The 12,079-nt window shown below is 73.5% G+C and carries 10 protein-coding genes and 1 riboswitch; all 10 genes read right to left on the bottom strand.

What is annotated here, in order from left to right; all coding sequences use genetic code 11:
- Positions 1-63: 63 nt before the first annotated feature.
- A complete protein-coding gene (locus ACZ7CD_RS10735; RefSeq protein WP_470378801.1) occupies positions 64-1,434 on the bottom strand; it encodes a M36 family metallopeptidase in 1,371 nt (456 codons plus the stop codon).
- Positions 1,435-1,534: 100 nt separating this feature from the next.
- Positions 1,535-2,791, bottom strand: a complete 1,257-nt coding sequence (locus ACZ7CD_RS10730) for a cobalamin biosynthesis protein (protein WP_470378800.1) — start codon at positions 2,789-2,791, stop codon at positions 1,535-1,537.
- Between the two features lie 43 nt (positions 2,792-2,834).
- Entirely contained in the window at positions 2,835-3,662 is an 828-nt protein-coding gene (locus tag ACZ7CD_RS10725) for a hypothetical protein (protein WP_470378799.1), read from the bottom strand.
- The gene (locus ACZ7CD_RS10720; protein ID WP_470378798.1) at positions 3,662-4,708 is read right to left on the bottom strand and encodes a cobalt-precorrin-4/precorrin-4 C(11)-methyltransferase; all 1,047 of its coding nucleotides are present in this window, start codon (positions 4,706-4,708) and stop codon (positions 3,662-3,664) included. The genes ACZ7CD_RS10725 and ACZ7CD_RS10720 overlap by 1 nt, the downstream gene beginning before the upstream one ends.
- 29 nt (positions 4,709-4,737) lie before the next feature.
- Positions 4,738-6,114 (bottom strand): cobyrinate a,c-diamide synthase, encoded by a 1,377-nt coding sequence (locus ACZ7CD_RS10715; protein ID WP_458430654.1) that lies wholly within the window; start codon positions 6,112-6,114, stop codon positions 4,738-4,740.
- A complete protein-coding gene (gene cobO, locus ACZ7CD_RS10710) occupies positions 6,111-6,725 on the bottom strand; it encodes a cob(I)yrinic acid a,c-diamide adenosyltransferase (protein ID WP_458430652.1) in 615 nt (204 codons plus the stop codon). Before cobO ends, ACZ7CD_RS10715 begins: the two co-directional genes overlap by 4 nt.
- Positions 6,726-6,737: 12 nt before the next feature.
- The gene (locus tag ACZ7CD_RS10705; RefSeq protein WP_360390806.1) at positions 6,738-8,663 is read right to left on the bottom strand and encodes a putative cobaltochelatase; all 1,926 of its coding nucleotides are present in this window, start codon (positions 8,661-8,663) and stop codon (positions 6,738-6,740) included.
- A gap of 59 nt (positions 8,664-8,722) precedes the next feature.
- Positions 8,723-8,790: riboswitch (cobalamin riboswitch) on the bottom strand.
- A gap of 59 nt (positions 8,791-8,849) precedes the next feature.
- A complete protein-coding gene (locus ACZ7CD_RS10700) occupies positions 8,850-9,965 on the bottom strand; it encodes a hypothetical protein (protein WP_470378797.1) in 1,116 nt (371 codons plus the stop codon).
- A complete protein-coding gene (locus ACZ7CD_RS10695; RefSeq protein ID WP_470378796.1) occupies positions 9,962-10,921 on the bottom strand; it encodes a threonine aldolase family protein in 960 nt (319 codons plus the stop codon). Before ACZ7CD_RS10695 ends, ACZ7CD_RS10700 begins: the two co-directional genes overlap by 4 nt.
- A gap of 96 nt (positions 10,922-11,017) precedes the next feature.
- Positions 11,018-12,079 carry a cytochrome P450 family protein gene (locus ACZ7CD_RS10690; protein WP_470378795.1) on the bottom strand — a complete coding sequence of 354 codons (1,062 nt, stop codon included), beginning with the start codon at positions 12,077-12,079 and terminating at the stop codon, positions 11,018-11,020.

Genomic DNA, 12,079 nt, shown 5'->3' with positions numbered 1-12,079 from the left:
TCACGCCCGGGATCGAAGTGGCACAACCGCCACTAGTCGGACATGTCCGGCTTCACAGTTGACTCACGCGATGCCGCGCGCGGTGAACGCGGCCTGGACGGTGGCGGCGTCCTTGTCGCCGTAGAGCTTCTTCGCCGCGGCGACCGTCGCCTTGGCAGCGGCCGCGAACGTCGTCGAGGGGGCGTAGGAGAACTGGCCCTCCAGCACGATCTTCGCCGCCTTGTCGCGGCCGAACGCCTTGTAGACGTCGAACAGCGCCCGCGACCAGATCTGGCCGTCGAAGTGGACCTCGCCCTTGCGGTCGGCGTACTTCAGCTCGGTGTCGGTGCGGCGCAGGCAATGCGGCGTCTCGGTCGTGTACGCCGTGGCGTCCCAGTCCATGATGCACGCGAGCGGCGTCGTGGCCGTGTCCTTCGCGTCGCGCGAAGACATGATCAACGCCCACCAGTCGCCGAAGCCCTCACAGATCGAGCCCGCCTCCGTGGTGGAACCGAAGCCGGGCACCTGGGCGTCCTGGATCGCGTGGCCGAGCTCGTGCCACACCACCTCGACGTCCTCGGCGTCGTCCACACCGCCGGTGCCGAACGTGATCTGGTCCTTCGACGGGTCGTAGAACGAGTTGTCCTCGGTGAGGCCGATCGTGGTGATCTTCTGCGCCTCGTTGTTGACGTTCGTGAACCCGAGGCCCTGGATGTACTTCTGCGCCTCGGTCACGCCCCAGTACGCGTTGACCTGTTCGAAGAGGTCGTTGGCGCGCGTGTACTCGAACTTGTTCGCCTTGCTGTAGGCCAGCTTGCTCTTCGGCCCGGTCAGCGTCGCGTACTTGCCCCTGAGGTAGCCGGAACCGTCCAGGTGGGACAGCGTCACCGACCGGTAGGCCGCGGCGGGCACGGCGGAGTCCGCGTCGTCGGCGTCGGTCAGGTTCTGGTTCTGCAGCGCGGAGACGGGGTTCGGGCTGAACACCTTGCCGGTGCCGTCCGCGTGCTTGACCAGGCTCTCGGTCCGCACGACCGCGCCGGTCTCCGCGTGCACCAGCGTGCGCTCGGACCCCTTGCCGTTGTCCGAGATCACCTCGTAGACCAGGCCCGTCCCCGGCAGGACGGTCAGCTTCGCCGTCTCGGGCACACCGGCGGACCTCGTCCGCGCGTCCTCGGCGGTGACGGCGGGCGTGAGGTCGACGGCACCCACGGCGATGCGGCCGTCGTCCACGGTCTTCGCGCCGGTCGCCTTGTCGACGTGCTCGACGTAGTAGGCGCCCAGCACCGGTTTGCCGTCGAAGGTCTGCTCGTACCAGGTGTGCGTGGCGGTCAGCGAGTCGCGCACGGCGAGCAGGCGCAGGCCGTCCTTCGGGGCAGCGGCGGCGGCGTTGATCGTGAGCATGGACAGGGCGACACCTGCTGTGCAGGCGACCGCGACGAGACGACGGGCTCTCATGTCGCTCTCCAGTGCATCCGGGCCCGGCAGGGTGGGCCGTGTGCATGGCGACGCTAATCCGCAAATCTTCTGGGCAGACCCTACGAAAGAAGGAAAAACGCTACTGTTCCCACACTCCGGGAACAACAACTACGTCGGCTTCGACCGGATTGTCCAGCGTTGGTCCAGTTCCGAACGCGACGTGCGCGACCGCAGCGCCGCCCTCCGCGAGCTCCGGCGCACCATCGGCACGCGTCTGGGTGCCCGGCCGCAGCAGAGCGGCCACCGCGTGCACGGCCTCGGGCGTGCCCACGACGACCGCGGCCCGCCGGATCTCCGCCTCCGCACGCGGCGTGCGCTGCTCGGCGCCGCCGGGACCGAGGCCGACGAGCGCGAGCCGGCCGCGCGGCAGCACCCGTGCCGCGGCCACGGTCACGTTGTCCCGCTTGAACTTCTCCGCGGCGAGCTCGACCGGTGCGCCGTGCGCGACCTGCCGTGCGCCGCACAGCGCCGCCGCCTCCGCCACGCTCGCGGTGCCCAGCGAGTTGCGCACCACCGAGCTCGGGTTCGGCACACCGACCGCGTTGAGCTCCTCGGCGCTGAACGTGATCAGGTCGGCCGTGTCGCCGTGCCAGAAACCCCAGTCCTCCACCGCGTCCACGATGCCGGGCTCGTCCGCTTTGACGTCGACCGTCGCGAACGCCTTGATGGCGCGCAGGTCCAGGCCGCCCTGCGCGTCCAGCTCGGCCAGCGCGGCACCCACGCTCGTGGCCGACGCACCCCGCGTCGACCCCACGCCCACGACGAGCGTGCGCGGCACGATCCGCAGCACGTTGTCCTTCGGCGCGGCGGCGCGGTCGTCGATGACGATCACCCACGCGGCGTCCTCGTCGGCCGACACCACGTTCGCCGACAGCGCGGGCAGCGGGAAGCTCAACGGGTTGCGCAGCACCACCTTCTCGCCCGACTCGATGGCCGCCGCGCACGCGGCGACGTCGCCGTCGGCCGTGGCGTCGAGCTGCTCGACGAGCTCGTCCAGCACCGAGTCGATCGACGGGCCGGTCGTGACGACGGCGGTGCGGTTCAACGCGTCCGCGACGCGCCACGCCAGGTCGTCCGCGGCACCGGCGAGCGCCACCGCGAACCCGGCGTCCACGCACACCACCGCGGGGTCGGTCCGCTTGTCCCGCAACAGGGGCGCGATCAACCGGACAGCGGTTCCCGCGTCGAGGAACAGCACGAGCGCGTCGAGCCGGTCCCACAGCCGGTGCACAGCGGGCCGGATCGGCCCGTCCGGCACCACGGCGTCCGAGCCCAGCACCCCGGCGAGGTCGGCCGCGTCACCGCGCTGGGCCGTCCCCGCGAACACACCGATCACGGCCGGACTCCCCGCACCACGACACCGCCGCCCACCCACGACATCACTTCTTGGTTCCCCACACCACGGTCACCGGCGCCGCGGCGCCGAAGCCGGAGTCGAGCAGGCGGGAGGCGGTCAGCTGCACGCCCTCCACCTCGTACCCGGCCGCCCGCAGCGCGTCCCGCGCCGGCACGACCTCGTCCACCCGCTCGGCGACCACGACCACGCGCCGCGCGTTCACCGCCGCGCACGCCCTCACCTCGGGCAGCGACCCGCGGCCGACGAACACCGCCTCCGGGCGCGGTAACGCCGTCGTGTCCAGCCCGGCCTCCTCCACGCGCACGTCCACGCCGTGCGCGGAGGCGTTCGCGATGATCCGCACGCACTCCACCGGGTCCGGTTCCACCGCCACGACCGCGGCACCGAGCCGTGCGCACTCCACGCCGACCGCGCCGGAGCCCGCGAGCACGTCCCACACCAGCACACCGGGCCTGGGCGCGAGCACGGCCAGCACGAACGCGCGGACCTCGGCGCCCAGCACCCGCGTCCTGGTGGAGAACGCGTCCTCGGGCAGCGCCCACCCGGTGCCGCGCAGGAACTCGGTGTCCGCCAGGCACAGCACGGCCTCCGGTGCGATCCAGCGCCGGGTGACCGCATCCTTCGGGTCCACTGTGGACAGCTCACCGACGTCGGCGACCACGAGCGTGCGCCGCCAGCCGGCCAGTCCCGCACCGATCTCGGCCGGACCGGCGCCGGCCGCCACCTTCACGATGACGGCGGACCGGGCGCGGCACAGGTTCAGCGCGGGCCGCAGGCCGTCGGCGGCGTCCACGACCTCGACGCCGGGCCGGCCCGCCGCTTCCCGCAGCTCCTCGACGAGGGCTGACATCAGTTGGCGCGCTTGGGCTTGCGGGCGGTGGACCGGCGCTTGGGCGGGTTCGAGGTCGAGGCCTGCACCGTCGGCGGCTTCGGCGTCGCGGCAGCGACCACGGTCAGCTTCGGCTTGGGCTTCTGCGAGGACTCCTCAGCCTGCTTGCGCACGGACTGCTGGAGCTCCTCCACCGCGTTCCAGGCCGGGTTCGGCTCGGCGGAGGTCGGTGGGGCGACCGGGACGGCGGGAGCGGGCACCGGCTCGTCCGCACGCGTCGCGATGCGCGAGGCGGCCCTGCGCGACCAGCGGGTCGGGCGGGCGGTGCGGGCCGGTTCGTCGGCGGCGGCCGCGGTCGCGGACTGGCGGCGGGCCGGTGCGGCCTTCACCGCGGCGCCGACCAGGAAGAGCGTCGGGCGGTACAGCTTGTGCTGCTTCACCACCGCCTCCAGCTCGCCGACCGTGGTGTGCACGACCAGCTCGTCGGCCTGGCTCACCTTGTACGCGACGACGACCGGCGTCTCGGCGGTGTAGCCGCCCTCCAGCAGCTGCTCCACGAACTGGCCGGTGCGCGCACCGGAGACCGTGGCCGCCATCGTGGTCTGCAGTGCGGCGAACTCGCGGACGCCCTCGCTGCCCTCCGGCGCGAGGAACACCGCGGAGGAGGCCTCGGTCAGCGTGATCTCGCGGCCGATCCGCGCGGCAGCGGCGGCGACGACCGACACGCCCGGCACGACCTCGACCTCCAGGCCGAGGCGCTGGCACAGGTCGTGCTGCTCCTGCACTCCGCCACCGGTCGCGGCGTCGCCCGCGTGCAGCCGCACGACCTTCAGCCGCGCGGCGGCGGCACGGCGGTACAGGTCGGTGATCTCCTCCGCGGTGACGCGGGAGAAGTCGACCAGGTCGGCACCCTCGCGCGCGTGCTCGCGGACGCACTCGGCCTCGACCGCGCTGGGGGCCCAGACGACGACGTCGGCCTCGGCGATGCGGCGCGCGCCGCGGAGGGTGATGAGGTCGGCGGCACCCGGACCGGCGCCGACGAAGGAAACCCGACCGGTCGTCGTCACGACAGCTCCACAGGGGTTGGACGAAAGGCTTAGGCGAAGACCGTACCGCCTGCCGAACCCGCCACGAACGGGTGGCAGGACCGCACGAACCTGGCCACCGCCTCCGGGTCGCCGGCCGGGTGCGTGTGCAGGTACGAGGCGTGCACACCGCCGACGACGAACCCCTCGGCCACCGGCCGGTTCTCGACGCCGCGCCAGTGCCACGCGGGCGGCAGCGAGTGCGGTGTGGACAGCTGGGTGCGGTGGAACTCGTGGCCGGTCACGCGACCGCCCGGCGGGTGCAGCGACGAGCCGGTGGCCGCGACGGCGTCGCGGTAGCCCAGGGTCAGCTTCGGCGTCATGAAGCCCTCCGCGTCGAGCACGCCGCACATCTCGTGCCCGTCGAGCGAGCGCGCGAGGTACAGCAGCCCGCCGCACTCGGCGTGCACCGGCGCGCCCGAGCGGGCGAACCGCGCGACCGCCTCGCGCAGCGGCGCGTTGGCCGACAACGCCTCCGCGTGCTGCTCGGGAAAACCACCCGGCAGCACCAGACCGGCGGTGCCCTCGGGCAACCGGTCGTCGCGCAGCGGGTCGACGACGGCGACAGCGGCACCGGCCGCCGCCAGCACCTCGGCGTGCTCCGCGTAGCCGAACGTGAACGCCGCCCCGCCGGCCACCGCGATCACCGGTTCCCCGCGGACGGCCTCGACCTGCGGTTCCCACGGTGCCACGGCCATCGCCGGCACCGACGACGCCAGCGCGCGCACCGCGTCCAGGTCGACGTGTTTGGCCACCGCGGCGGCGATCGCGTCGACCGCGGAGACCGCCTCGCTGCCGTGCTCGGCCGCCGTCACGAGCCCCAGGTGCCGTGAGGGCAACGAGAACTGCGCGTCGCGCGGCAGCACGCCGAGCACGTCCAGGCCGACCTCGTCGCACGCCGACCGCAGCACCTGCTCGTGGCGCTCCGACCCGACCTGGTTGAGGATCACGCCGCCGAGCCGCACGGTCGGGTCGTAGCCGCGGAAGCCGTGCAGCAGCGCCGCGAGCGACCGGCTCTGCCCCCGCGCGTCGACCACGAACAGCACGGGCGCGCCGATCAGCTTGGCCACGTGCGCGGTCGAGCCGATGCCCGCGGTGTCGACGCGGCCGTCGAACAGGCCCATCACGCCCTCGACCACGGCGAGGTCGCAGCCCCTCGACCCGTGCGCGAACAGGCCGGCGATGCGGTGCTCGCCGACCAGCACGGGGTCGAGGTTGCGGCCGGGCCGCCCGGTCGCGAGCCCGTGGTAGCCGGGGTCGATGTAGTCGGGTCCCACCTTGAACGGCGCGACCCGCGACCCGGCCCTGCGCAGCGCGGCCATCAGGCCCGTCGCCACCGTGGTCTTGCCGCTGCCCGACGCGGGTGCGGCGACGACCAGCCGGTTCACCACTCGATCCCCCGCTGGCCCTTCTGCCCCGCGTCCATCGGGTGCTTGACCTTGGTCATCTCGGTCACCAGGTCGGCGGCGTCCACCAGCTGCTGCGGCGCGTACCGGCCGGTGATCACGACGTGCTGGTGGCCCGGCCGGTTGACCAGCACCTCCACCACCTCGTCGACGTCGATCCAGCCCCAGTGCAGCGGGTAGGTGAACTCGTCGAGCACGTAGAGGCCGTGGCGTTCGGTCTCCAGCCGGCGGCGGATCTCCTGCCAGCCCTCCAGCGCGGCGGCGGAGTGGTCCTCCTCGGTGCCCTGCTTGCGGGACCACGACCAGCCCTCGCCCATCTTGTGCCACTCGACCGCGCCGCCCTCGCCGGTCTCGTCGTGCAGCCGGCCGAGCGCCTTGAACGCGTTCTCCTCGCCGACCTTCCACTTGGCGGACTTCACGAACTGGAACACGCCGATGTCCCAGCCCTGGTTCCAGCCGCGCAACGCCAGGCCGAACGCCGCCGTCGACTTCCCCTTCATCTCACCGGTGTGCACCATCAGCAACGGCCGGTTGCGCCGCTGTCGCGTGGTGAGGCCGTCCTGCGGCACCGCGGTGGGTTGTCCCTGTGGCATTGGGTCTCCTCCCTAGGCGGCGCGGACGACGCCGGCGAGGTGGTCGGCGCTGAGCTGGTCGAGGCGGACGCAGGTGCCCCGCAGGGCGTCGGCGACCTTGGCCGCGAGCCCGAGCCTGATGTGGCCCTGTTCGCAGTCCACGACGACGACAGCGGTCTGTTCGAGCAGCGCGGCGGCCTTGAGCGCGTCCTTCGTGGGGTCGCCGCCGAGACCGGACGACGTGGCGCGGCCGTCGGTCAGCAGCACCACGAGCGGGCGCTTGCGGGGATCGCGCAGCCGTTCGATCTCGAGGAGCTTGTGCGCCTTCAGCAGTCCGTCCGCGAGCGGGGTGCGGCCGCCGGTGCGCATCTTCTTGAGACGCGTCGCGGCGGCGTCGACCGAGGTGGTCGGCGGCAGCGCCACCTCGGCCTGGTTGCCGCGGAACGTCACCACGCCGACCTTGTCGCGGCGCTGGTAGGCGTCGCGCAGCAACGAGATCACCGCGCCGCTGACCGCCGACATCCGCTTCTGCGCGGCCATCGAACCCGAGGCGTCCACGACGAACAGGACGAGGTTCGACTCCTTGCCCTCGCGGACGGCCTTGCGCAGGTCGCCCGGCACCAGCTTGAGGCCGGCACCGGTGCGCCCGCGGTCGTGCTGGTGCGGTGCCGCGGTGGCAAGGGTGTCGACGAGGTGCAGCCCGCTTCCGTCCACTGTGGAGGAACGCACGACCCGGCCGGTGCGCGCGCGTGCCCGCGACCGCTTGCCAGGAGCGCCTTCGCCGACGCCGGGCACCTCCAGCAGCCGGGCCTTGAACGCGGGCGACGGCTCGGGTGCGGGCCGGTCGCCCTGCGCGTTCCCGTTCCCCTTGGGACCGTCCTGCGGTTCGGGCAGCTCGCCGCCGCCGGGGCCGTCGTCGTCGGGGCCGTCGGTGGGATCGGGTTCCTGGTCCTCTGGCTCTCGGGCGTGCTCGGCCGCCTGCCGCATGGCGTCCTCGAGCTGCTGCTCCTCGATGCCCGGCTCGTCGAACGGGTCGCGCCGGCGCCGGTGCGGCAGCGCGAGCCGCACGGCGACCTCGACGTCGGTCTCCTCGACCTCGGCGGCACCGCGCCAGGCCGCGTGAGCGGTGGCGGTGCGGGCGACCACGAGGTCCGCGCGCATGCCGTCCACCTCGAACGCCGCGCAGACGGCGGCGATCCGGCGCAGCTCGCCGTCGGGCAGGGACACGGTTTTCAGGGCGGCGCGGGCGTTGGTGATCTGCTGCTTGAGCCGGGCGTCCTCGTCGGCCCAGCGACCGGCGAACGTCTCCGGGTCGGCCTCGTAGGCGAGCCGGCGCCGGATCACCTCGGTGCGCACGGCCACGTCCCGCGCGGCCTTCACCGACACCGTGAGCCCGAACCGGTCGAGCAGCTGCGGACGCAGCTCGCCCTCCTCCGGGTTCATCGTGCCCACCAGCAGGAACTGCGACGGGTGCGCCACCGAGACGCCCTCGCGCTCCACGTGCGCCCGCCCCATCGCCGCCGCGTCGAGCAGCAGGTCGACCAGGTGGTCGTGCAGCAGGTTGACCTCGTCGACGTAGAGCACGCCCCGGTGCGCTGCCGCGAGCAGGCCGGGCTGGAACGCCCGCACGCCCTCGGTCAGCGCCTTCTCCAGGTCGAGCGAGCCGATCAGGCGGTCCTCGGTGGCGCCCACGGGCAGCTCGACCAGCCGGGCGGGCCTGCGCTCGCTCCCGGCGTGCGGTGCGTCCGGGCAGTCCGTGCTGCCGGGCACGCAGCCGAACCGGCAGTCGCGCGACACGTCGAGCTCGGGCAGCAGGGCGGCGAGGGCCCGCACGACGGTCGACTTCGCGGTCCCCTTCTCGCCGCGCACGAGCACGCCGCCGATGCCGGGGTGCACCGCGTTCAGCAACAGGGCGAGCCGGAGGTCGTCGTGTCCGACGACGGCCGAAAACGGGAACATGCTCCAGCGAGTCCTTCCTCGGGTGTCCACGCCCGGGTCCGGTCGGGTAAGAGGGGGACGAGTTCCTGACTCCCGACGCGCGTCGGTCACAGTCGCGGGACGGCGCCGGATTCGCACCGGCTTCCTCGCGCTCCCCTCACAGCCCCGAGATCGTCGCACCTCGCACCGGCAGGACCAACCCCGCGGTCAGGTGGCCTTCACGACAGGGCGCTCCCCTGCCGCGCTCACCACGACGACCACCAGCGTGATACCGACGCCGACGAGGACCGCCGCGGAAGCGCTGAACGCCTCCACCGCCACCGCCGAGATGCCCGCCGACGCGCTGTACCCCACCCCGGCCGCGGCGTACATCACCGAGTAGGCGGGTGCGTGCGCGTAGGACGGCAGGCGTTCGCGCAGGGCCAGGCTGCGCGACACCATCGCACCGGACTGGAACAGGCCGGCCACCAGCAACCCGGCGGCGATGCCCGCCACCCCCGGCAACACGGCCACCAGCGCGATCGACCCGGACATGGCCACCAGCAGCACCAGGCACTGCACCCGCAGCGAGCCCGGCCACGTGCGCAGCCCGTACAGCACCGCGCCCCCGGCGCAGGCCAGCGCGAACCAGGCGAGCAACGGCCCGGCCCAGCCCACCGCGATCCCGCGCTGCTCCAGCAACGCCGGCAGCATCAGCTCGGTGGCCGCGAACACCGCGTTCGAGGCGGTGCCGGTGAGGTAGATCGGCCAGGCCCGCCACAGCGACCGGCTGATCGGCGCGGTGACCGGTTCCGGGGCGGGCAGCCAGCGCAGCCCCAGCGCGCCGACCAGGAAGAACGCCGCCGCGAGCACCAGCGGCACACCGGGGTGGACCTGCAGCGCGAGGAACACCACCAGCGCGGGTGCCGCCGCCCAGACGACCTGCGACAACACGGCCTCGCCGCTCAGCGCCCGCGCCGCCCGCGACTCGGGCACCAGCGAGGTGAGGATCGCGCGGGTGCCACCCGGAGCCGCGGCGGGTGCCGCGCCTGCCACGAACACGACCGCGAGCAGCACCGGCCCGTCGACGAACGGCAGCACCGCGAACGCCAGCGCACCGACGACCATCCCCGCCGGCAGCTGCCCGCGCGACCGGCCGAGCCGCGCGCCGAGCACCGCCGACCCGGCGATCTCGCCGACCACGTACAGCGCCGCCGCCCCTGCGCCGAGCGCGTAACCGCCGGAGGCCGACCGCCCCAGGAACACCAGCGCGAGCGGCGCCATCGCCACCGGCAACCGGCTGCCGGCCGCGACGAGCCCCCACAGCAGGAGCGGACGGCTCACAGCGACCCGCGGAACTGCCGCCACGCCTCCCTGACCTCGTCCGCCGTCCACTCCAGCGCCGGCTCGGCGACGGTGACCTCGGTCTTCGCCAGCTGCCCCGACCGCCAGAACCGGCCGAGGAACTTCCCGCTCAGCTCGGTCAGCCGCGCCGGATCACCCGGCAGGTGCAGCGCGAACTGGTGCGTGTCCGGTTCCGGCAGGTCCATCGCCGCCGCCACGACCTTCGCGTGCTCGACGTAGCGGCCCAGCCGCGGCAGCGCGGTGTCGAGGCCGTGCAACGCCGACAGCGCCGCCGGCCACTGCTGGAACAGCATCCCGCCGTACCGGTGCCGCCACACCCGCGCCTGCTCCACGAAGTCGGCGGACCCGGCGAGCGCCGCGCCGGAGATGCCCTCCAGCGACTTGTAGAACGACACGTAGACCGAGTCGAAGAGGCCGGCGACCTCGTCCAGCGGCTTGCCCAGCCCGTGCACGGCCTCCCACAGCCGCGCGCCGTCGAGGTGCACCACCGCGTCCCGCTCGCGGGCGGCGTCCACGGTCGCCACGAGCTCGTCCCAGGTGGGCAGCACGAACCCGGCTTCGCGGTCGGGCACCTCGACCAGCAGCGTGCCGAACGGTTCCGGGCACGCCGCCACCTCGTCGTTCGCCACGCGGACCGGGCGCAGGCCGGACAGCGCGGTCAGCGCGTCGTCCTCGTGGTGCAGCGGGTGGGCCTGCGGGTGCATCGCGACGATCGGGTTGTGCGTGCGGTCGGCCCAGCAGCGCAACGCGATCTGCTGCGCCATCGTGCCGGTCGGCACGAACAGCGCCGCCTCGGTGCCCAGCAGCCGGGCGACCCGCGTCTCCAGCTCCTCGACCGGGCCGCCGTCGCCGTAGCGGTCCGGGGCGGCGTCCGGCACCGGGCCGAGCGACTCCAGCAGCGTCTTCTTGCGGACTCCCGAGAGCTGGCGGTTCATCACCCCGGCATCAAACACCGGCCGCGAGCGACTCCGCGAGCGGGATGTCCCCGTCCCGCAGCTGTTCACCGAGCACCAGCGGCGAGATCGCCGGGCTCATCGCGCGACCGTGACGGACCGAGGCGCGCGGAACGACAGGAGGTTCAGCCACTCCGGCTCGTCACCGGCGAGCCGGAGCGAGGGCTCGTGCTCGGCCACGGTCCGCAGCACCACCGCGGCCTCCAGCCGGGCCAGCCCCGCGCCCAGGCAGAAGTGCCGCCCGTACCCGAACGCCAGGTGCCTGGGGTCGTCCTCCTCGCCGCTCAGCACCAGCACGAGCTCCGCACCGGCCGGGACGCGCACACCGGACAGCACGACCTCCCGTGCGGTGAGCCGCCGCCACGTCACCACGGGCGTCTCGGTGCGCAGCACGTCCTCCACGAACGCCTCCGCGACACCGGGCAGCGGCAGCCGTTCCCACACCGAGCGGTCCCGCAACGCCCGCCGCAACGCCGTGGACAGCAGCTGCGTCGTCGTCTCCTGACCGGCGATCAGCAGGAAGTAGCAGAGCCCGGCGGAGTCCTCCGCGGACACACCGGCGTCGGCCAGCGCGCAGAACAACGCCCCGTCACGGGCCTCGTACCGCTTGACCAGCCACTGGTGGAACGCGCCGACGTCGTCGACCAGCTCCAGCTGCCGGTCACGCGTGATGTCGCCCCAGAAGAACTCCAGCGACGCCGTGCTCCACCGCTTGAGCGTCGGGATGTCCACGTCGTCGAGCCCGAGGAGGTCCATCAGCACGATCGCCGGCAGGTCCCACGCCAGCGACCGCACGAGATCTGAGCCACCAAGCCGTTCCACGGCGAGTGCGCGGATGCGGGGCTCCGCGGCGGCGACCCGTGCCGGGGTGAAGAACGACGCGACCAGCCGCCGCAACCCGGCGTGCGAGTCAGACCCGTTGTTCGCGAGCGTCGGCGGCAACGAGAACCGGGCCCTGACCAGGGACCGGAGCGCTGCTGGTGTCACCGGCGTGACCGCGGTCAGCGCGTTGTCCGGCAGGTAGGTCACCGGGTCGGCGAGCACCGCGCGCACGTCGGCGCAGGACGACACCACCCAGCGGCCGTCGCAGAACTGGACCGGCGAGGTCAGCTCGGCGCGCGTGAAGGTGAACAGGTCCAC

The organism is Lentzea sp. NPDC036949 (assembly GCF_055608075.1).
Note: the sequence above shows the minus strand (reverse complement) of the source record. Positions and strands in the feature narration are given on the sequence as shown.